The 22,227-nt window shown below is 32.8% G+C and carries 14 protein-coding genes; 6 read left to right on the forward strand and 8 right to left on the reverse strand.

Annotation, left to right across the window (positions count from 1 at the left end):
• Window positions 1-29: 29 nt before the first annotated feature.
• From ACYEKI_RS18490 to ACYEKI_RS18500, 3 genes are read right to left on the reverse strand one after another with little or no spacing between them, the layout of a single operon-like run.
• On the reverse strand, window positions 30-1,598 hold the full coding sequence (locus ACYEKI_RS18490; protein ID WP_459212697.1) for a peptide MFS transporter: 1,569 nt from the start codon (window positions 1,596-1,598) through the stop codon (window positions 30-32).
• 34 nt (window positions 1,599-1,632) lie between these two features.
• Entirely contained in the window at window positions 1,633-3,159 is a 1,527-nt protein-coding gene (locus tag ACYEKI_RS18495; RefSeq protein WP_459212698.1) for a peptide MFS transporter, read from the reverse strand.
• Between the two features lie 36 nt (window positions 3,160-3,195).
• The gene (locus ACYEKI_RS18500; RefSeq protein WP_459212699.1) at window positions 3,196-5,367 is read right to left on the reverse strand and encodes a S9 family peptidase; all 2,172 of its coding nucleotides are present in this window, start codon (window positions 5,365-5,367) and stop codon (window positions 3,196-3,198) included.
• A gap of 346 nt (window positions 5,368-5,713) precedes the next feature.
• Between ACYEKI_RS18500 and ACYEKI_RS18505 the strand changes: the two genes are divergently transcribed.
• Window positions 5,714-7,030, forward strand: coding sequence for a hydroxymethylglutaryl-CoA reductase, degradative (locus ACYEKI_RS18505; RefSeq protein ID WP_459212700.1), 1,317 nt, complete (start codon window positions 5,714-5,716; stop codon window positions 7,028-7,030).
• Window positions 7,030-7,953, forward strand: coding sequence for a GYDIA family GHMP kinase (locus ACYEKI_RS18510; RefSeq protein ID WP_459212701.1), 924 nt, complete (start codon window positions 7,030-7,032; stop codon window positions 7,951-7,953). The genes ACYEKI_RS18505 and ACYEKI_RS18510 overlap by 1 nt, the downstream gene beginning before the upstream one ends.
• 117 nt (window positions 7,954-8,070) lie before the next feature.
• Here the strand turns inward: ACYEKI_RS18510 and odhB are convergent, their stop codons facing one another.
• The 3 genes from odhB to ACYEKI_RS18525 form a co-directional block, all read right to left on the reverse strand.
• Window positions 8,071-9,285 carry a 2-oxoglutarate dehydrogenase complex dihydrolipoyllysine-residue succinyltransferase gene (odhB, locus tag ACYEKI_RS18515; RefSeq protein WP_459212702.1) on the reverse strand — a complete coding sequence of 405 codons (1,215 nt, stop codon included), beginning with the start codon at window positions 9,283-9,285 and terminating at the stop codon, window positions 8,071-8,073.
• A gap of 42 nt (window positions 9,286-9,327) precedes the next feature.
• Window positions 9,328-12,096, reverse strand: a complete 2,769-nt coding sequence (locus tag ACYEKI_RS18520; RefSeq protein ID WP_459212703.1) for a 2-oxoglutarate dehydrogenase E1 component — start codon at window positions 12,094-12,096, stop codon at window positions 9,328-9,330.
• A gap of 225 nt (window positions 12,097-12,321) precedes the next feature.
• Complete coding sequence (locus tag ACYEKI_RS18525; RefSeq protein ID WP_459212704.1) at window positions 12,322-13,296, reverse strand: polyprenyl synthetase family protein; 975 nt, start codon at window positions 13,294-13,296, stop codon at window positions 12,322-12,324.
• A gap of 148 nt (window positions 13,297-13,444) precedes the next feature.
• Between ACYEKI_RS18525 and ACYEKI_RS18530 the strand changes: the two genes are divergently transcribed.
• The 4 genes from ACYEKI_RS18530 to ACYEKI_RS18545 are packed head-to-tail and all read left to right on the forward strand — an operon-like array spanning window position 13,445 to window position 20,131.
• Window positions 13,445-14,041, forward strand: a complete 597-nt coding sequence (locus ACYEKI_RS18530; RefSeq protein ID WP_459212705.1) for a TetR/AcrR family transcriptional regulator — start codon at window positions 13,445-13,447, stop codon at window positions 14,039-14,041.
• Window positions 14,042-14,044: 3 nt separating this feature from the next.
• On the forward strand, window positions 14,045-15,469 hold the full coding sequence (locus ACYEKI_RS18535; protein WP_459212706.1) for a TolC family protein: 1,425 nt from the start codon (window positions 14,045-14,047) through the stop codon (window positions 15,467-15,469).
• Window positions 15,470-15,483: 14 nt separating this feature from the next.
• Complete coding sequence (locus ACYEKI_RS18540; protein WP_459212707.1) at window positions 15,484-16,647, forward strand: efflux RND transporter periplasmic adaptor subunit; 1,164 nt, start codon at window positions 15,484-15,486, stop codon at window positions 16,645-16,647.
• Window positions 16,648-16,654: 7 nt separating this feature from the next.
• The gene (locus tag ACYEKI_RS18545) at window positions 16,655-20,131 is read left to right on the forward strand and encodes an efflux RND transporter permease subunit (protein WP_459212708.1); all 3,477 of its coding nucleotides are present in this window, start codon (window positions 16,655-16,657) and stop codon (window positions 20,129-20,131) included.
• 247 nt (window positions 20,132-20,378) lie between these two features.
• Here the strand turns inward: ACYEKI_RS18545 and ACYEKI_RS18550 are convergent, their stop codons facing one another.
• Both ACYEKI_RS18550 and ACYEKI_RS18555 read right to left on the reverse strand, forming a co-directional pair.
• Complete coding sequence (locus ACYEKI_RS18550; RefSeq protein WP_459212709.1) at window positions 20,379-20,729, reverse strand: toxin-antitoxin system YwqK family antitoxin; 351 nt, start codon at window positions 20,727-20,729, stop codon at window positions 20,379-20,381.
• Window positions 20,730-20,911: 182 nt separating this feature from the next.
• Window positions 20,912-22,219, reverse strand: coding sequence for a RagB/SusD family nutrient uptake outer membrane protein (locus ACYEKI_RS18555; RefSeq protein WP_459212710.1), 1,308 nt, complete (start codon window positions 22,217-22,219; stop codon window positions 20,912-20,914).
• Between the last annotated feature and the right edge of the window lie 8 nt (window positions 22,220-22,227).

The following is a 22,227-nucleotide window of genomic DNA, read 5'->3' on the forward strand; positions in this document are numbered from 1 at the left end:
CCTTACAAACATAAAAATTATGTTTGTTATTATTTTACTCCGTGCATTAATTTTTTCAATATAGGATTTAATAAAATCATGATTAAACCTGCTATAGCAGGAACTACTGTAAAGATCAAGAAGAAAGTTGTTAATGAATATTCTTTTGTGATTGAATCAATCATTCCTCCTAATTTTCCTGCAGAGAAATTACCTATAAAAATTGCCAAATACCAGATACCAAACATTAATCCGATTAATTTAGCTGGAACCAGTTTACTTACATAAGACAATCCTACAGGTGATAAGAATAGTTCTCCTAGTGTATGAAATAAATATGCTAGAATTAACCATGCCATACTTACTGCTGCAGTTTCTGCTCCTTGTGGTATAGATGACGCTCCAAAGGCTAATATCCCGAATCCAAATCCTAATAAGATTAATCCTATTCCAAATTTAACGGCTGCTGATGGATTGTATTTACTCTCCCAAAGTTTTGAAAACATAGGAGCAAATGATATAATAAATAATGAATTTAATATACCAAACCAAGAAGCTGGTACTTCTGCTGCATCTGCACTAAATTCTCTATATAATTTCCATCCAACAATTCCCCAAATAATAGCAAAACTAAATCCTAATATAATATTTGATAAGGAGATTTTCTTAAATGTTTGTACAAATAATTTATATAAAACCCATGTTATAATCAACAATGGAACTACAGTAATTAACGTATCTACAATTTTAAATATCATTGCAGCATTACCTTCTAACAATCTATTAGTGTATTTACTAGCAAAAATTGTCATTGATCCTCCTGCTTGCTCAAATGCAGCCCAAAAGAATATGGTAAAAAATGCCAAAACTCCTACTACAATATAACGATCTCTTTGTACTCCAGAACTCGTTTTAACTTCTTCAATAGTATCTTCAACTTTGTCTTCTATAACATCGTCAATATCATCAAGCTCAACAGTTTCGTTAGGTGGTAATCCTACATTACCTAAAATACTTCTACCAAACCAGAATTGTAACATCCCCAAGAACATAAAAATTCCTGCAAGACCAAATCCCCAGCTCCAGCTTACTTTTTCTCCTACATATCCACATAACATAATCCCGATAAAAGCACCTGCATTTACTCCCATGTAATAGATAGTATATGCACCATCTTTCTTCTCTTGATGCTTTTCATATAATCCACTTACTATCGAAGTTAAATTAGGTTTAAATAAACCATTACCTATAATCAAACAGGCTAAACCTATATATAAAAACGTTGGTGTTTCTAATGCCATAGAAGCATGTCCCATAGTCATTACAAGAGCACCTAATGCTACAGCTTTTCTATATCCTAATAGTTTATCTGCTATAAAACCACCAAAAATTGGTGTAAGATATACTAAACCTGTATATATTCCGTAAAGTTCAAGAGCATCTTCATTACTCCAACCCCAACCACCTTTGGCTAGTTCTGAAGTTAAAAATAATACAAAGAGTGCACGCATTCCATAATATGAAAAACGCTCCCACATCTCTGTAAAGAAAACCATAAATAAGGATGGTTTATGCCCTAATAAACTAAATACTTTTGAGTCGTCTTGAGTAGTCGTCATACGTAATTATCTTTTCTTTTAGTTATACCTTTATTTAGTCCTCTATTAGCTCTCTTTCGTTATCTTCAGCTCCATGCGTTAGACGCTTTAAAGGCTTTAATAAGGCTATTACTAAGATTCCGAAAACTACTGTAAAAATTGTAATCCCAGCAAAAATTGAATATTCTCCAAAGTCTGAAGCTTTTTCTCCTAATATACCTGCTACTTTGTTTCCTAAACCAGTAGCTGCAAAATATACTCCCATCATTAATGATGCATATTTTACTGGAGCTAACTTCGTAATAAAAGATAATGCAACTGGAGATGAACATAATTCACCTATAGTATGGAATAAATATGCTAAAACTAACCAAATCATACTAGAGCTTCCTCCGCTTTGAAATTCAGAAACAGCAATAATCATAAATACAAAACCAAGTCCCATGATTATTGTTCCTATTGCCATTTTAAATAAAGATGATGCCTCACCTCCTTTAAGTTTTCTTTTTGCCCAAAAACCTGCTATTCCAGTAGCTAAAAGAATAATAAACCCAGCATTTAAACCTTGAAACCAAGTTGCTGGTATTTCCCATCCAAATAACATTCTATCTGTTTTTGTTTTAGTATAGATACTCATCAATCCTCCAGCTTGTTCAAAAGCTCCCCAGAAAACAATTACTATTAAAAAAGAAAGTAATAAGACTAAGAATCTATCTTTTAAAATTTGTGTTTCTAAACTTTTGTAAATCATCATCATGATCCCTGCTACAAAAGCTATAAATATATAAAGTGCTGTATATCCCCAACTATCAACTCCAGCATAAGATAATCCTGCATAAACTGCATATCCTATAATTAATACGACGATACCTAATTGTAATGGTGATTTGAATAATTCTTTAATTAATACTCCTAGAGAAACGTCTTCTTTTTTATCTTCATCAGTAGGTTTATTACCAACATGTATTAAATATTTTTGCCCGTAAAGATATACTCCTAAACCAAACAACATTGCTATACCTGCTAAACCAAACCCATAATGCCATCCTATTTGTTCTCCAACATATCCAACAATGAACGTAGCTAATAAAGATCCTAAATTTATTCCTATGTAGAAAATACTGAATCCCTTATCTCTACGGATATCTCCTTGCTTATATAATCCACCAACCATGGTAGATATATTAGGTTTAAGCAATCCTACTCCAAGTATAATCAATATTAACCCTGTAAAGAAAGCCCACATCTCTTCTACAGCTAAAATTCCATGTCCTGCAACAAGAACTAATGCTCCATATAAAACGGCTTTTTTCTGACCTAAAATCTTATCAGCAATCATTCCTCCTGGAATTGACATTACATATACTAACATGGTATACCATCCATATAACATTATGGATTCAGAATCTGCCCATCCTAATCCTGCATTTGGATCAGTTGTTTTTTGTACTAAGTACAATGTTAATAATGCACGCATCCCATAGTATGAAAAACGTTCCCACATTTCAGTAAAGAACAATATATACAGTCCCACTGGATGTCCAAAAAGCTCTTTTTTATGAGCTGGTAATGTTGCCGACATATGAAAATTATTAAGTTAGTATTCTTTTTTTATATCTTATAAATTCGATTTTACAAAGTTGTGCATTTTAGTATATAAATGTAACCTTGTATTTCCTCCGTAAATTCCGTGATTTTTATCTGGATAGATTGCCCAGTCAAATTGTTTATTAGCTTGAATCAATGCTTCTACCATACGCATTGTATGTTGTACATGCACATTATCATCTCCAGATCCATGTACTAATAAATATTTCCCTTTTAATAATTCTGGGTAATTAAATGGCGAATTATCATCATATCCATTTGGATTTTCCTGCGGAGTCCTCATATAGCGTTCTGTATAAATCGTATCATAGAATCTCCAGCTTGTTACTGGTGCAACAGCTATTGCCATTTTAAATACATCACTTCCTTTTAACAAACAGTTTGTAGACATGTGTCCTCCAAAACTCCATCCCCAAATACCTATTCTATTTTTATCTATAAATGGTAAATCTCCTAACTTTTTTGCGGCAGCTATTTGATCTTCTGTCTCTAATTTTACTAGATTTAAGTATGTAGCTTTTTTAAACTTAGCTCCTTTAAATCCAGTTCCTCTTCCGTCTACACAAGCAACAATATATCCTTGTTGTGCAAGCATATGATACCAATAATCATTTGATCTATTCCATGTATTTGCTACAGATTGTGATCCTGGTCCTGAGTATTGATACATTAACAATGGATATTTTTTTGATGGATCAAAATCTTTAGGCTTGATCATCCACATATTTAAATCTTCTCCATTAACTGCTATCGTAGAGAATTCTTTTGTAGCCATATCATATGTAGCCAAAAGTTCTTCTACTTCCTCATTATCTTTGATATTGCGAACTACCTTTCCATCTTTTGCACTATTCAATGTAAATTCTGGAGCAGTAGCTGCACTAGAAAACTGATTGATATAATATGTAAAGTTTGTACTAAATGATGCGTTATTTGTTCCTTCTTTACTACTTAATCTCTTTTTACTTTTACCATTAAGCTTAATAGAATATACATCTCTGTTAATACTTCCGTTTTCTACACTCTGATAAAAAATTCTTTTACTCTTACTATCATAACCATAATAAGAAGTTACATCCCAAGTTCCTTTGGTTACTTGATTGATTAGTTTTCCATCTTTTGCATAGTGATAGATATGATTGTACCCATCTTTTTCACTAGTCCAGATAAAACTATTATCATTTAAAAATGTAAGATCATCTGTTACATCAACATATGCCGCATCTTTTTCGTTAAGAATTACACTTGCTTTATTTGTCTTATTATCTATAAATAATAAATCCAGATTATTTTGGTGACGATTAATTACTTGAGCACTCAAAATATCTGGATTTTCTGTCCATTCTATTCTTGGAATATAAAAATCTTGATAATCTCCTAATTTGATTTCTGTAGTTGCATTTTTTTCAAGATTAGTAATATGTAATGAAACTATCGCATTTTTTTCTCCAGCTTTAGGATATTTAAATACATCTTGTTGTGGATATAATTGCTTACCGTAAACATCCATTGAGAATTCAGGTACTTTTCTTTCGTCAAATCTAATATGAGCGATATGAGTTCCTGTTTTATTCCAATCAAAAGCTCTTACAAAAGCAAATTCTTCTTCATATACCCAGTCAGTTAATCCATTTATAATTTTATTTTTCTTTCCATCTGTAGTAATCTGCTGTGTTTTTCCTGTTTTTAAATCTAATACATAGATATTGTTAGCAAATACATAAGCTACTTTTGATCCATCTGGCGAAAATGTAGGTTCTTGTATTTTATCTTCTCTTACCTTAGTTAGCTTCTTTGTAGAAGTATCATAAACATGAAAAATCCCTCTTGACGAACGTCTATAAATTGCCTCAACATCACTTGATAACAATAGTTTCTTCTCGTCTGCACTAAATTCGTATCCTGAAAAATAAGGTAAAGTGGCTAGGTCTCCACTATTAACAAGTGTTTTTGATTTTTTTGCTGTTGCATAATCATAAACATCTACCATCGTTGTTCTCGCCTTACGGTCAACATTCAATACCGAGTATTGTTGTCCGTTATTCATAGAGTGTAATGACTCTAATGCTGAAGTTCTAAAAGTTCCTCCCCAAATATCTTCAAGGGTAAATTGTTTGTCTTGTGCTGTTACCAACGTACTTAAAAAAAGCACTGCAGCAGTAAACAATTGTGTGATTTTCATTAATACCAGTTTTTAATGCTATTAATTATAAATAGCGAATTCTTCTTTTCTCTTTAACAAACGTAGATTATAAACCATTATTTTTTACTAGGTTTTAATGGTTTCAAAAAATCTAACGTCAAGAATACTAAAAATTATGTGAAAAATATAACATTTGCTGTTAAATAGCGTAAAAATCGTTTCTATTTTCTTGTTTTAATTATCAATATTACAATTCGATATCTTTTCCCTTTCTTAATCTACTGATACCTAAAGTACTATTACTAAGCATGCTCTTATTCTTTAAATAGTACAAATAGTCATTGATAATGCTATCTTTGTGCACTTATTATTATCAGTATATATTATGATACCACCTATTTCAGGTTTTTCTAAACTTTCTAAAACTGAAAAAATTGAATGGCTTGCTCAGCATCATTTTGACAACAGTGATGCCGCAATAACTGTGCTAAAAACATATTGGAACTCTGATCAACAATTGCAACAATTGCATGATGAGTTTACAGAAAATACCGTTTCTAATTACTATCTACCTTTTGGTATTGCTCCCAATTTTACTATTAATGGGCAACGTTATACCATCCCAATGGCAATTGAAGAAAGTTCTGTTGTTGCAGCAGCTAGTAAAGCTGCCAAGTTTTGGGAATCAAGAGGTGGCTTTAAAGCTTCGGTTATAAGTACTACAAAAATAGGTCAAGTACATTTTAGCTATACTGGTGATTATAAAAAGTTAGAAACCTTTTTTAACTATATAAAACCACAGTTAATTAGCGAAGCTTACCCTATCACAAAGAATATGGAAAAACGTGGTGGTGGTATTTCTAATATTGAATTAAGAGATAAAACTTCTGATCTTGAAAATTATTACCAATTGCATTGTTCTTTTGAAACTGTTGATGCAATGGGAGCTAATTTTATTAATTCTTGTTTAGAGCAATTTGCGCTTACGCTAAAGAATGCCGCATTACAATTTGAAGCATTCAATGATGAAGAAAAGAATATTGAAATCATCATGAGTATTCTGTCCAATTATGTTCCAGAATGTCTTGTACGTGCCGAGGTTTCTTGCTCGATTAATGAATTACCAAATACCAACGATTTAACTGCACAGCAATATGCTGAAAAGTTTGTTCGTGCTATTACTATTGCTCAAATTGAACCATATAGAGCTGTAACTCATAACAAAGGAATCATGAACGGTATTGATGCCGTGGTATTGGCTACTGGTAATGATTTTAGAGCTATTGAAGCTGGAGCACATGCTTATGCTTCAAAAAACGGAAAATATGCTAGTCTTACTCATGCTGAAATCAAAAATGACGCACTTCATTTTAGTATTGAAATTCCATTGGCTTTAGGTACCGTAGGAGGATTAACAAGTTTACATCCGCTTGTAAAATTAGCATTACAAATGTTAAGTTTCCCTAATGCCAAAGAGTTAATGATGATTACTGCTGTAGCTGGTCTAGCTCAAAATTTTGCAGCAGTTAATTCTTTAATCACTACAGGTATTCAACAAGGGCATATGAAAATGCATTTGATGAATATTTTAAATCAATTTAATGCTACCGATACAGAAAAAACATTCCTTGTAGATTATTTTAAATCTCACACGGTAACACATAGTGAAGTGGTTACTCAAATAGAAAAACTACGCAGCTAATGAAACATACCTTTTACAGTCATGGAAAACTCTTATTAACTGGAGAATATCTTGTATTAGATAATACTAATGCATTGGCTTTGCCTACAAAAAAAGGGCAATCCATGACTGTAGAAGAAACCAATGCTAATAGCATTATCAACTGGAGAAGTTATGATGTACATCAAAAATGCTGGTTCGCTTTTGATTTCTCATATAGTGATTTATCTAAATTGCTAGGTATTACAAAATCAGATAAAATTCAACATACTCTTCTTCATCTTTTGTATACAGCACAACAATTAAATCCTAGTTTTCTATCCTCTCAAAAAGGTTTTAAAGTAACTACTTTTTTAGAATTTGAACGTTTATGGGGTTTAGGTTCTTCTTCTACTTTAATTAACAATATTGCTCAATGGGCAAATGTTAATCCTTTTGAACTTTTATATAAAGGTTTTGGTGGTAGCGGATATGATATTGCCTGTGCTCAACACAATTACCCTATTCTTTATAACAGAAATAACAACAATCCTACAGTCAATAAAGTAGATTTTAATCCCATTTTTAAAACACAGTTATTTTTTGTTTATCTCAATCAAAAACAAGACAGCAAAAAATCTATACAACATTATAGATCTTTACCTTCAACTGATCTTGATCTTGCTAAAAAACGTATCGAAGAGCTCACTTCCAAATTATTAATTTGTGATTCACTTCAAGAATTTAATGCTCTTATTGATCTTCACGAAGAAATTATTGCAACCATTATAAAAACTCCTACTGTTAAATCTCGACTATTTTCAGATTATACCGGAAGTATTAAAAGTCTCGGTGGTTGGGGAGGTGATTTTATCATGGTTACTGCTGCATCTCCAGAGCAATTATCATATTTCAAACAAAAAGGTTTTGATACTATTATTCCTTATCAAGAAATGATTTTATAAGATAATGGCGGTTAGTCTTATCGTTTTTGAGTTTATGAACTAAAATATGATTTGATATTTAATAAAAAACCGCTTAAAACGAATTTTAAGCGGCTTATTTTTTATTTAAAAAAGGTATTATAGCTCTAACGCCTTATTAACATTGTTATCCATTAATAACTCTACAGGATTTTCTAGCGCTTCTTTTACCGCTACTAAGAATCCTACAGACTCTCTACCATCAATAATTCTGTGATCGTATGAAAGTGCCACATACATAATAGGAGCAACAACAATTTGTCCATCTCTTACGATAGGACGCTCAACGATGTTGTGCATTCCTAAAATAGCACTTTGCGGAGGATTAATAATAGGTGTTGATAACATACTACCAAATACACCACCATTAGTAATAGTAAATGTACCTCCAGTCATTTCATCAACTGTAATCTGCCCGTCACGTGCTCTAATTGCCAAACGCTTAATTTCTGCTTCAACTCCTCTAAAACTTAAGTTCTCTGCATTACGCACTACAGGTACCATTAATCCTTTAGGTCCAGATACTGCAATACTGATATCTTGGAAATCATAAGATATTTTATAATCTCCATCAATCATTGAATTTACATCTGGGTATAATTGTAATGCTCTTGTTACTGCTTTAGTGAAGAAAGACATAAAACCTAAACTTACACCATGCTTAGCTTTGAAAGCTTCTTTATGTGCTGCACGAAGGTCAAATATTGGTTGCATATCAATCTCGTTAAATGTAGTCAACATTGCTGTTTCATTTTTTACAGCAACTAGACGTTGTGCTACCTTACGACGTAACATTGATAACTTCTTACGTTCTTCTCCTCTGCTTCCTGGTCCAGGAGTTCCCATAGATGGCTTTGCATTTACCGCATCTGCTTTTGTAATACGACCATCACGTCCCGTACCTGTAACTTGAGTAGCATCTATACCACGTTCTGCCAAAACTTTCTTTGCTGCTGGAGATGCTGTTCCTGTAGCATAAGTTTTTGCTGGAGCAGCTGGTGCAGGAGCTGGAGTTTCAACTTTCTTTTCTTCAGCTTTAGGTGCTTCTGCTTTAGCTTCGCTACCTTCAGGTTTAGCTGCATCAGTATCTATTAAACATACTACTTGCCCTACTGCCACTGCATCACCTTCTTCGGCTTTTAGGGTTATAATTCCACTGGCTTCTGCCGGTAATTCTAGTGTAGCTTTATCACTATCTACTTCAGCAATTGCTTGATCTTTTTCTACATAATCACCGTCTTCAACAAGCCATTGTGCTATTTCAACTTCTGTAATTGATTCTCCCGGTGATGGGACTTTCATTTCTAAAGCCATTATTTTACTTTTTAGTTGTATTTATATTTCTGTGGCGTTTTATTAACGCTGATTATTTTTTGTTTTATCGAAAACATAGTCGATTACCTCTGCATGACGTCTTTTAGATCGTGTAGCACTACCTGCTGCTGGTGCTCCATAAGGCCTTCTACTTGCAAATCTAAAGCTTTTTGCTTCATCTAGATGCATCAACATATGACTTAATGCTCCCATGTTGCGAGGCTCTTCTTGTGCCCATACTACATCCTCTGCATTATATTTTGTCATTGCAGTTCTAATCTCCTCTGCTGGTAACGGGAATAATTGCTCTACTCTTACTAGTGCTACATCTTCTCTTTCTGTAGTTTCTTTACGCTCTAATAAATCATAGTAGAACTTTCCTGTACAGAATACTAATGTTTTTACTTTTGTTGGTTCTGCAACTGGATCATCTATGGTCGGCATGAAACTTCCGTTTGCAAAATCGTCAACAGATGAAACTACTTTAGGATGACGTAATAAACTCTTAGGAGTAAACACTACTAAAGGTTTTCTATAATTCGCTTTCATTTGTCTACGTAACAAATGGAACATATTTGCTGGTGTAGTAACATCTGCAATAAACATATTATCTTTTGCACATAATTGCAGGTAACGTTCCATACGTGCCGAAGAGTGCTCTGCTCCTTGCCCCTCATATCCATGAGGTAATAACATTACAATACCATTTTGTAATTTCCATTTATCTTCTGCAGAAGATATATATTGGTCAATCATAATTTGTGCTCCATTACTGAAGTCTCCAAACTGTGCTTCCCATATAGTTAAGGTTTTAGGACTTGCCATCGCATATCCATAATCAAAACCTAGTACTCCATACTCTGATAAGAATGAATTATATACATAGAAATCCCCTTGTTCTCCTTTTAGGTTATTCAACAAGATTACTTCTTCTTCACTTTCTTCTACTTTAATAACTGCATGACGGTGAGAGAATGTTCCACGCTCTACATCTTGACCACTTAAACGTACATCATACCCTTCTTTTAATAAAGATCCATAGGCCAACATTTCTCCCATAGCCCAGTCTAATTGGTCTTTCTCAAAGAATTGTGCATTACGATCTTTAATTAAACGCTCTATTTTACGCAAGAACTTTTTATCAGAAGGTAAGTTAGTTACAGCTTCTGCTATTTCTGTAAGTTTATCTTTAGGATACGAAGTATCAACAGTTTCCATCATTCTGTCTTCTTGAACACGATCAAAACCAGACCATTCGTCTTCCATAAACGGAGTAATAACCGTTTTATCTTGTTGACGAGAAACTTCTAATTCTTCTTCTAGAGAAGCTTTATATTCTTTTTCTAATTGCTTTACATAATTTTCGTCAATAATACCTTCTGCAATCAATTTTGTTGCATAGATATCTCTTGCGTTTTTATGTTTTGCAATTGCTTTATATAATTTAGGTTGTGTAAAACGAGGTTCATCTCCTTCGTTATGACCGTATTTACGGTATCCTAATAAATCTATAAATACATCACGTTTAAATTTCATTCTAAAATCTAAAGCAAATTGCATTGCATGTACTACTGCTTCTGCATCGTCTGCATTTACATGCAATACTGGAGACAATGTGATCTTTGCAACATCTGTACAATATGTAGATGAACGTGCATCTAGATAATTTGTAGTAAATCCTATTTGATTATTTACTACAATATGGATAGTTCCTCCAGTTTTATAACCGTCTAATTGTGCCATTTGCACAATCTCATAAACTAAACCTTGTCCAGCTACAGCTGCATCTCCATGAACTACAATAGGTAATACATCACAAGTATTCTCGGCATAATGGCGATCTTGTTTTGCTCTTGTAATCCCTTCTACAACTGCACCTACAGTTTCTAAGTGAGATGGGTTAGGCGCAATATTCATATTAATTGCCTTACCAGAATCAGTACTACGTTTTGACGTCCATCCTAAATGGTATTTTACATCTCCATCAAAGATTGCTTCTTCATAATCTTTTCCGTCAAACTCACTAAAAATATCCTTTGCACTTTTACCAAAGATATTTGTTAAAGTACTTAATCGTCCACGGTGAGCCATACCCATAACGAATTCTTTTACTCCTTGATCGGCTGCTTTTTCTATTAAAGCATCTAAAGCTGGAATTAAAGATTCTCCACCTTCTAGAGAGAAACGTTTTTGTCCAACATATTTGGTATGTAAGAAACTCTCAAAAGAAACTGCTTGATTCAATTTCTTAAGAATATGTTTTTTCTCTTCGGCAGTAAACTTAGTATGATTATCGTTTACATTAAGTTTATTTTGTATCCATGCAATTTCTTCTGGATTACGGATATACATATATTCTACTCCAATAGCATCGCAGTAAATATTTTCTAAGTGTACTACAATATTGCTTAAAGTAGTTGCTCCTAATCCTAGAATTTCTCCTGCACTAAATACTGTATTTAAATCTGCTTGACTAAGTCCAAAGTTTTCTAAAGCAAGTGTTGGAGTATATTTTCTACGCTCACGTACAGGATTTGTCTTTGTAAAAAGGTGACCTCTTGTTCTATAGCCATCGATCAACTTAACTACTTGAAATTCTTTTTGTAGATTTTCTGGAACTGCTATTTTTTCTCCAGAACCAGGTGTTTCTACATAAATAGTTTCGGTTTCTGCACTTTCAAGTCCAAAATCAAACCCTTGAAAAAATGCACGCCAACTTGGTTCTACACTATCAGGGTTTTGCAGATATTTATCATATAAATCTGCAAAAAATGCGGTATGAGCCGCATTTAAAAATGAATATCTATCCATAATTATGGTTACAATGTTCTTTTAATAACAAAACGCAACAAAAATACAATAAATACGCTATACTAAACACGCAATTAATCATATTTATCTAGCAATCTTTTATAACTTTAACATCTATTGTTATTTCTTTATCACCTTTTTATTGCTTTGGGATTAGTATCTTCAATTTTTGATTCCTTACATTGAAGACTTTTCTTATCCCATAACGGTACTTTATTTTTAAAATTATACCGTTCTATTCATTAAGTCTTGACCAAAACTTTTTAGTAATGTCTTGGCATCATCTTTAATTTTTAATTCTTCTAATACAGCGAAAGCCTCTTCGGTATATTTTTGAATTTCTTTTCGTGTACGTTCTTTTGATCCTGTACCTTCAAATATCATCTTTACAGTTGCTATCTTCTCTGTAGGATCTTCTGGGTTTAATGTAAACAAGCTTTTTAATTGTTTAGCTTCTTCTTCATTAGCATATTCTAGTGCCTTGAGATATAAAAAAGTCTTTTTATTCTCGATTATATCTCCTCCCACTTGCTTCCCAAATGTCTCTGGATCACCAAAAGCATCTAGATAATCATCTTGCAATTGAAATGCAACTCCTAACAACCTACCAAAATCATAAATCTTCTTTTTGCAATCTTCTGTAGCATTTGCAACTATAGCTCCCATCTGCATTGCTGCCCCCACAAGAACAGCAGTTTTATATTCTATCATTTTGAGATACTCAGGAAGTGTTACATCATCTCTAGTTTCAAAATCTATATCATATTGTTGTCCTTCACAAACTTCTATAGCTGTTTTGGTAAACAACATGGCTAACTGTCTAAATGTATCACTTTCGTAATTTTCAAACAATTGATACGCATTAATCAACATTGCATCACCAGAAAGAATACCTGTATTTATATCCCATTTTTCATGAACAGTTTCTTTTCCTCTTCTTAATGGGGCTTTATCCATAATATCATCATGAACCAAAGAAAAATTATGAAAAACCTCAACTGCTAATGCTGCATCTAAAGCCTTTTTGTAATCTTCCCCAAAAATCTCGGCCGTCATCAATACCAATACCGGTCTTAATCGTTTTCCTCCTAAATTGAGAATATATGAAATAGGCTCATATAAATTCTTAGGTTCTTTATTTATCGTCTTTTGAGTTAAGTATTCTAAAAAATAGTGTTGATAATCAAGTATTGTATTCACTTCAAAAAATTTTATGCTAATGTAAACGAATTCCGCAAAATTGTGGTACAACTTTGATAGAATATTATTTTAACACAAAACTTTGGAAACTTTTTTTGTTTAGAAAGTTTCCGTGTTATAAATTTGCACAAAAAACTCAACTATGTCAATGAAACAAAAAATAATAGAGACTGCATCAGAGATGTTCTTGTCATATGGATTTAAGAGTGTCACTATGGATGATCTAGCTTCTAATATTGGTATTTCTAAAAAAACGATATATGCTCATTTTAGTAATAAAACCAAATTAGTGGAAGCTACAACACAACATAGTTTTGATACTGTTTGTTCAAAAATAGATATCATCATTGATGCAGATTTAAATCCTATTGAAGAATTATATACGATAAAAGCAGAAGTAATAAAGCATTTGAAGTATGAAAAAAATTCACCTTCTTTTCAATTACAAAAGTATTATCCAAAAATATATCAAGAATTTAGAACAAAGCAATTTAAGATAATGCAAGAATGTATTCTCAACAATTTGGATCGCGGAATTGCATCTGGCATTTTTAGAAAAGAAATTGATACACAAATCATATCACGTATTTACTTTATGGGAATGACAGGTATCAAAGATCAAGACTTATTTCCATTATCAGATTTTTCGGTGACTCAGCTTATGGCGCACTATTTAGAATATCATGTAAGGGGAATTTCAACAGAAAAAGGACTCACCATACTTAAAAATTTTACAAACAATTAACTTATGAGAAACAACCTTTGGTTATTCATGATTTGCTGTTTCTTCTCTACAGCAATTATGGCACAACAACCGACCTCGAGCAAGTATAGCTTTTCATTGCAAGAAGCTATTGACTTTGCTCTTGAGCATAGTTACACAAGTCTTAATGCAAGACGTGATGTAGCCAAGGCACTACAAAGGAAATGGGAAACAACGGCAACTGGTTTACCACAAATCAATGCTAAAGTCGACTATCAAAATCAATTAAAACAGCCTGTGTCATTTTTACCAGCAGCTGCTTTTGATCCATTTAGTCAAATCAGAAATCTTGAGGATTATTATAATGTAACACCTAATCCTAATAACCCTGTTCCAGATGTACCTGACGGATTTATTCCTATTGTCTTTAGCCCAAAACAACAAGTAACAGCTACTGCAACTTTAACACAGTTGATCTTTGACGGTTCATACTTAGTAGGGTTAAAAGCAGCAAAAAGCTTTTTGAACTATACTTATACTAGTGAAGAAAAAACGCAACTAGATGTACGTAAAGGAATCATTAATGCTTATGGTAGTGTTTTATTGGCTAAAGAAATTGTAGCTGTAACTACAAATAATAAAGAAACTTTAGAAAAAAACCTTTCAGATATTACTCAAGTATTTGAAAACGGTCTAGAGGAAGAAGAAAGTGTTGAGCAATTGCAAATTACATTGGCTCAAATCGAAAGTCAACTTAACAATGCAAAACGTACTGAAGCAATCGCGATTCAAATGCTTAATCTTGCTTTGGGATTAGATGTAGAAACACAACTTAGTTTAACAGATGAACTAGAGACACTTACTCAACAAAATATGGATATAGCAATTACAAAATCTACATTTTCTATTGAAAATAATATAGATTATAAACTTGCTTATCTATTAACAGAGCAACGTAGTCTTGAATTAAAATTAGAAAAGAGTAGAGCTTTACCTACTGTTTCTGCTTTTGTAAATTATGGAACAAATTCTTCTGGAGATAAGTTTACATTTTTTGATAGCGATCAAAGATGGTTTCAATCATCAATTTTTGGAGCATCTGTCAACATTCCTATTTTCAGCTCATTAGGAAGAGCTTCTAAAACGAAGCAAGCAAAAATTGCGCTAGAACAAGCTAATACACAATTTACAGAAGTACAACAACAAATAAAATTAGGTATCAATCGTGCTAAGAGTGATTTTCAGTTTGCAGTTGAGAACTACTCTACTTCAAAAAAGAATCTAACTCTTGCCGAACGCATTGAAAATAAAAATCAAATAAAGTTTAAAGAAGGACTTGCTACAAGTTTTGAATTAAGACAAGCACAATTACAATTGTATTCTGCCCAACAAGAGAGTTTAAGTGCTATGCTTGATATCATTCTTAAAAAAGCCGAATTAGAAACGATTTTAAATACACCATCTAAATAAAAATATCATTTATAATGAAAAAAATATTTTCAATATTCACTATATCTCTTCTTGTAGTCTCTTGTGGAGACAATAAGGCTCCATCTGTCGAGGCTGTTATCGAAAGTAACAACCTTAACGCTATACGATCTAAGAGAACAGAAATTGTTGCTCAACAACAAGAAATCGCAAATCAAATTAAAGAATTAGATCTTGCCATTTCTAAATTGGATACCCTTAAAAAATTACCTCTTGTAACAACTATAGTTGCCAAGGATTCTTTATTTAATCATTATCTAGAATTACAAGGTAATGTTGATACTAAACAAAATATTGTAATCGTTGCTGAGGCTCCTGGTATCATCAATCGTGTTTATGTAAAAGAAGGACAACGTGTAAGTAAAGGACAATTACTAGCTTCTATAGATGATGGTGGATTAAGCCAAAACTTAGCTCAATTAGAAGTTCAAGCAGAATTAGCTAAAACTACTTATGACAGACAAAAAAGGTTATGGGATCAAAAAATTGGTTCCGAAATTCAATACCTTCAAGCAAAAACCACTTATGAAGCTCAACAAAATGCTATTGGTCAATTAAAGAAGCAAATTGCCAAAACGCAAATCACAGCTCCATTCAGTGGTGTATTAGATGATGTTATCTCAGAACAAGGAAGTATTGTTTCTCCTGGTGCTTCTGTATTTAGAATTGTGAACTTAAACAATATGTACATTCAAGCTGATGTACCAGAAAGTTATATCAGTAATGTTACTAAAGGTAAAGCTGTAGAAGTATTCCTTCCTATTTTAGGAAAAACAATTCAAAGTAAAGTTAGACAAGCTGGTAACTACATTCACCCTAGCAACCGTACGTTTACTGTAGAAATAGCAGTACCAAATGAGAAATCTTTGGTTAAACCAAATCTTACTGCTAAAATCAAAATTAACGACTATACAAATCCTAAAGCGATCTTAATACCTCAAAGTATCATTTCTGAAAATGCAGAAGGTGTACAATATGTATATGTTACTACAGGTAAAGACGCAAACAAAGAAGCTACTGCAAAAAGAGCATTTGTAAAGACTGGAAAAACACAAGGAGATTTAATAGAAATTCTAGAAGGAATTAATAATGGTGACGCTATTATCCTAGAAGGAGCTCGAAGTGTAAAAGATGGTCAAAAAGTAAAAATCTTAAACTAAGCATTCTATGCAAGTAAATGATAAAAAAGTAAACAAAGAGTTTGGACTCTCCTCTTGGGCCATAGACAATAAGACTACGATCTATGTGATGATGGGACTCTTTTTAGTTCTTGGTCTTTCGGCTTATTTTTCGATGCCTAGAGAAAATTTTCCAGAAATTAAAGAGACTAAAATATATATCAGTACACTCTATCCAGGGAATACTGCCGAAGATATCGAACGTTTAATTATTGATCCTTTGGAGGATAAATTAAAAAACGTAAGTAATGTTGTAGAAATTGAGTCTACTGCTCAAGAAGATTACGGAATCATTACTATTGAATTTGATGAGGAACTTACCGTTGCCGAAGCCAAACAAAAAGTAAAAGACGAAGTTGATAGTGAAAAAGCTAATGAAGACTGGCCAACTTTTAATGATGCAAAAGTTGAACCTAACGTTTTTGATCTAAGTATCTCTGAGGAGACTCCGATTATGAATATCAATATCTCTGGAGATTATCCTGTAGAAAAACTTAAAGAATATGCAGAATATCTTGAAGACGAAATCGAGGATTTACCAGAAATCAAGAAAGCTGATATTCGTGGTGCACAAGACAAAGAAGTCGAAGTTGCTGTAGATATCTATAAAATGATGGCTGCTCAAGTGAGTTTTGACAATGTTCTTAATGCGATTAGAAATGGTAATGTTACTATGTCTGCAGGTAATTTAATAACTAGTGGACAACGCCGTACTTTACGTATCTTGGGAGAGATTGATCAACCTATAGAATTAAATGATTTTGTAGTAAAATCACAAGGTGGTCCTGTATATCTTAAAGATATTGCTAAGGTTTCTTTTAAAGAAGAAGAAAAAACTACGTATGCACGCGAGTTTGGTCATAGTGTAGTTATGCTTGATGTTAAGAAGCGATCTGGTAAAAACATGGTTGAAGCTGTTGAGAAAATTAATGTTATTCTAGAAAATGCTAAAAAAGATATTTTCCCAACCGATCTTTCTGTTACTGTTGCAAATGATCAATCTGCAAAAACAATTAACCAAGTAAATGACTTAGTAAACAATATCATATTTGGTATTATCTTAGTTGTAGGAGTATTAATGTTCTTTTTAGGATTTAGAAATGCCTTGTTTGTAGGATTTGCAATTCCTATGTCTATGTTCATGTCCTTTATGATTCTATCCGCGCTAGGATATACAATGAATACCATGATTCTTTTTGCTTTAATCATGGGATTAGGGATGCTTGTAGATAATGGTATTGTGGTAGTAGAAAACGTATATCGCTTGATGGACGAAGAAGGAATGTCTCGTCTTGAAGCTTCAAAAAAGGGTATTGGTGAAATTGCCTTCCCTATCATTATTTCTACAGCAACTACTGTTGCTGCTTTTATTCCTTTAGGAATGTGGCCTGGAGTTATGGGACAATTTATGATCTATTTCCCTATCACTTTATCTGTAGTACTTGGATCTTCATTATTCGTTGCCATCTTTATCAACTCTATGTTGGTATCTCAATTTATGGAAGTAGGGCAACGTGTATTGACCACTAAACAATTAATTAGATTAAGTATTCTCTTAGGTGGATTCGGAATTTTAATCTTAATCATTGGAGATGAAGTACGAGGTCTTGGTAGTGTTATGATTTTTACTGCTATTATGTTCTGGTTATACAAATATGTATTAAAGAAAATGGCAAACTTTTTCCAAAGTAGAATTCTTACTTGGTTAGAAAATAAATATCAAAATTTCTTAAGCTTTGCGCTAAAAGGGTGGAGACCTTATCTATTCTCATTCGGTACTTTTGTTTTACTTATTGTTGTATTTATGGCCTTTGGTGCATCTATAGGAAGTAAGCGCACTAGTGTTGAATTCTTTCCTGATAATAAGCCGAACCAGATTACAGTATATATAGAGTATCCTCAAGGTACTGATATCGAAAAGACCAATCTTATTACCAAAGAGATTGAACAACGTGTATATGATGTAGTTAACGCTCCAGAATATACTGAAGCAGATGGATATAATTTCTTAGTAGAATCTGCAGTTTCTCAAGTTGGTGAAGGAGCTGGTAACCCTCAAACTGATGGTGGTAGTAATGCAGAAATGCCTCACCGTGGTAAGATTACAGCTACTATGAGAGAATATAAATATCGTAAAGGTAAAGACAGTGAAATTCTAAGACAAAAAGTACAAGAAGCTTTAAAAGGAATTTATCCTGGAGTGGCTATCTCTGTAGAAAAAGATCCTGTTGGACCTCCTGCTGGTTATCCGATCAACATAGAAATTGAAGGTGATGATTATGATGAATTAATTGTTGTTGCCGAAAAAATGCGTGACTTTATCAATACCAAAAACATTGCTGGTATTGAAGAATTAAAAATTGACGTAAACAAAGGTAAACCTTCAATGCAAGTAGTAGTTGATCGTCAAAAAGCAGGTGAGCTAGGCGTTGCTGCAGGACAAGTAGGAAACCAATTAAGACGTTCTATTTTTGGAGATAAAGGTGGTGTTTATAAAAAAGATGGTGAAGACTATGATATCTATGTTCGTTTTGATAAAGATATTAGATACAATTCAAGTGCTTTATTTAATCAAAATATCATTTTTAGAGATCCTACTGGCCAGATTAAAGAGATTCCAGTTTCTGCTTTAGCAAATCAAAAGAATACTTCTTCGTTTAGTGCTATTAAACACAAAGACACAAAACGTGTGGTTACTGTTTATTCTGCATTACAACCTGGATATACAGATGCTGGTGCGATTGTAGCACAGATTCAAACAGAAATGGCAAACTTTGAGGGACAACCAAAAGGTGTTAAAATTGATTATACTGGACAAATTGAAGAGCAAGCAAAACAAATGTCTTTCTTGATGGGTGCATTCTTTGCTGGTTTAGGTTTAATCATGTTGATCTTGATTTTCCAATTCAGTTCTATTTCTAAACCTACCATTATCATGATTGCTATTTTCTTGAGTTTTATCGGTGTATTTGGTGGTATATTAATTACAGGAGCATCTTTTGTAATCATGATGACTATGATGGGTATTATATCTCTCGCAGGTATCGTGGTAAATAACGGGGTGGTATTACTAGATTATACACAATTATTAATTGATCGTAAGAAAGTAGAATTAAACATTCCAGAGAATGAATTATTATCTAATGACGAGGTAATGAAATTAGTCGTAAAAGGAGGTAAAGCGCGTTTACGTCCAGTATTATTAACAGCTATTACTACAGTTTTAGGGTTAATTCCATTAGCAATAGGATTCAATATTGATTTCTTCTCTTTATTTACGGAGTTCGATCCTAAAATATATATGGGTGGAGATAACGTAATTTTCTGGGGACCTCTTGCATGGACTGTGATCTATGGATTAATTATTGCCACATTCTTGACATTAATTATTGTTCCTGCTCTATTCTTTATTGTTAATCGCTTTAAAGTATGGATAAGATCAAAAAGAAAACCTTCTATTGCTTAATTAGAAGAACTTTAAACTAAATAAAAACAACGGTTGTAATATATCAATTACAACCGTTGTTTTTATTTATAGCACTCTTTAAATTGAATGTAATTAGAATTTAATCGATTCTCGTTACAACTATACAAATTCTATAACTTAATAACTAATCCTGATCAACTCTTTATTTTTTCTTTTAGAAATCATAGTATATAAAAAGAGGCTTGAAAATATCAAGCCTCTTTTTATCACAAAAATTAAATAAATATTAATTACTTACTAAACGCTTTGAGTTTTCCCAACTCGTTACTTCAGTAATTTGGTTTGAAGCATAGTCTACTTCAGTTAATTTTTTCTCATTCCAGAAAAACCACTTTCCAGTTTTCTTTCCGTTAAGGTATTGTCCCATTGCGATTTTTTCACCTTCCGCATTATATGAAATCCACTCACCATCTAATTTACCTTGTTTGTTGTAATATCCTGATTGGCGAACTGTCCCATTATCGTGAAAAAAGGTTCCTTTTATTTTTTCTCCTTCTTTTTCAAAGGTAGGCTTATCGTTTTGCGCCATTAAAGCTACTGAACAAAACATCATCGCCATCATTACTGCATTTTTCATATGTAGGATTGTTTTAGGTTCTTTTAAATCAATATATTAACAAATCTAACATTAATTTTACTTTTAAACAACAATTACATAACAATAAATTAACATACAAACCGTAAAAATATTACTGTCAACACTTTAAAACACAAAAAGCAGCACAAAATGCTGCTTTTCAGATAATTTAAGTTCTTTTTTTATTGATTCTCATTTGCTGGTATAGGAAATTGAGAAAATGTTGCATCTCCTGCTCTATCAATTGGTAAATCTCCAAGCCTATCAAATCTTCTTAAATCAATCCATCTATGTCCACCTTCTGCAAACAAAGAGTATCTTCTTTGATTTAAGATTTCGTCAACCAATTCTGCTGCAGTATTTCCTCCAGAATAATTAGGTAAACCCGCTGCATTTCTAATAACATTTATAGCATTAACTGCTTCTGTAGGATTAGAAATATGATTAGCTTCAGCATAAAGAAGTATTAACTCTTCGTTTCTAATAATCGGTACAGAAGCTACATTACTATCATAAATAAACACATCATATTCTCCTGTCAAGTTTGATTGTGTTAAAGGTTGATCTCTTAACACCACTTTATTAAGTCTAGTATCCCCTACTTCAGCATCTGTGATAAAAGACGGATGTGCTATCCTAGCATTTGCCCCAGTTGAGTTTAATGCAAAAAATAGTGGGTTTGCTATATCTGCTCCAGTTAGACTAAAAGTCATATTTACTCCTGTATTTAAATCTCCTCCCATACTCATAAATGAATCTTGTAAAAAGGAATTTGCAGCATTATAATCTCCTCTATATACTTCAACTCTAGCCGCTAATGCATTTACAAAAGTCATAAAAGAAGAAGGTTCATTTACTAAATCAAAACCTGAAGGTATTGCAAAAGGGAAACTATTTCCACCATTAGCTAAATCTGTTAATGAAGAGGTTAATAACCCCATAATTGTTGTCAATGCTTGATCATAGCTTTCAAAAGCCCCTAGGTTATCTGGGTCAGCAACATCTGTTCTTATTCCATTTTGATATTGTAGATTCAATACCATTAACAATTCATGTGCTTTAATCGCATTAGCAAAACCTCTAGTAGCAGCTGCTTCTTCATCTGTAAATCCAGCAGTTGAATTTGAAAGCCCTTCTAATAACAAATTAATGTTTTTTATAGTCGCATATCTAGAAGCATATGGTGCTGTTGTATAAAAAGTATTGTTATCCAAAGTTCCTGTTAACAAATCTGCAGTCCATCTAGGGTCAGAACTCTGGAATCTCCAGTATTCTCTACCAGCTACAGCCTGAGCATCAATTTGTGTTCCTAGTCTATCTCTCATATCAGATAAGACTCCCGCCATTGTTTGTATTAATTCTGCTCTAGAAAGATCTTCGGCTATAGAGCTTGTTGTTGGTCCATTCAAATTTTCTCCATCTTCTACATCACATGATATCATGAAAATTGAAGAAAAAACTATTATTAAAAATGTTCTTAATATTTTCATTTCTTTAT

It is taken from the genome of Aquimarina rhabdastrellae, assembly GCA_947387485.1.
Classification (GTDB): Bacteria; Bacteroidota; Bacteroidia; order Flavobacteriales; family Flavobacteriaceae; genus Aquimarina.

What these genes read in the sequence shown, in the direction of transcription:
- odhB (WP_459212702.1), bottom strand. Translation starts at nt 9,285, where the DNA reads ATGGCTTTAGAAATGAAAGTCCCATCACCGGGAGAATCAATTACAGAA.
- ACYEKI_RS18555 (WP_459212710.1), bottom strand. Translation starts at nt 22,219, where the DNA reads ATGAAAATATTAAGAACATTTTTAATAATAGTTTTTTCTTCAATTTTC.
- ACYEKI_RS18530 (WP_459212705.1), top strand. Translation starts at nt 13,445, where the DNA reads ATGAAACAAAAAATAATAGAGACTGCATCAGAGATGTTCTTGTCATAT.
- ACYEKI_RS18520 (WP_459212703.1), bottom strand. Translation starts at nt 12,096, where the DNA reads ATGGATAGATATTCATTTTTAAATGCGGCTCATACCGCATTTTTTGCA.
- ACYEKI_RS18550 (WP_459212709.1), bottom strand. Translation starts at nt 20,729, where the DNA reads ATGAAAAATGCAGTAATGATGGCGATGATGTTTTGTTCAGTAGCTTTA.
- ACYEKI_RS18535 (WP_459212706.1), top strand. Translation starts at nt 14,045, where the DNA reads ATGAGAAACAACCTTTGGTTATTCATGATTTGCTGTTTCTTCTCTACA.
- ACYEKI_RS18495 (WP_459212698.1), bottom strand. Translation starts at nt 3,159, where the DNA reads ATGTCGGCAACATTACCAGCTCATAAAAAAGAGCTTTTTGGACATCCA.
- ACYEKI_RS18540 (WP_459212707.1), top strand. Translation starts at nt 15,484, where the DNA reads ATGAAAAAAATATTTTCAATATTCACTATATCTCTTCTTGTAGTCTCT.
- ACYEKI_RS18510 (WP_459212701.1), top strand. Translation starts at nt 7,030, where the DNA reads ATGAAACATACCTTTTACAGTCATGGAAAACTCTTATTAACTGGAGAA.
- ACYEKI_RS18505 (WP_459212700.1), top strand. Translation starts at nt 5,714, where the DNA reads ATGATACCACCTATTTCAGGTTTTTCTAAACTTTCTAAAACTGAAAAA.
- ACYEKI_RS18490 (WP_459212697.1), bottom strand. Translation starts at nt 1,598, where the DNA reads ATGACGACTACTCAAGACGACTCAAAAGTATTTAGTTTATTAGGGCAT.
- ACYEKI_RS18545 (WP_459212708.1), top strand. Translation starts at nt 16,655, where the DNA reads ATGCAAGTAAATGATAAAAAAGTAAACAAAGAGTTTGGACTCTCCTCT.
- ACYEKI_RS18500 (WP_459212699.1), bottom strand. Translation starts at nt 5,367, where the DNA reads ATGAAAATCACACAATTGTTTACTGCTGCAGTGCTTTTTTTAAGTACG.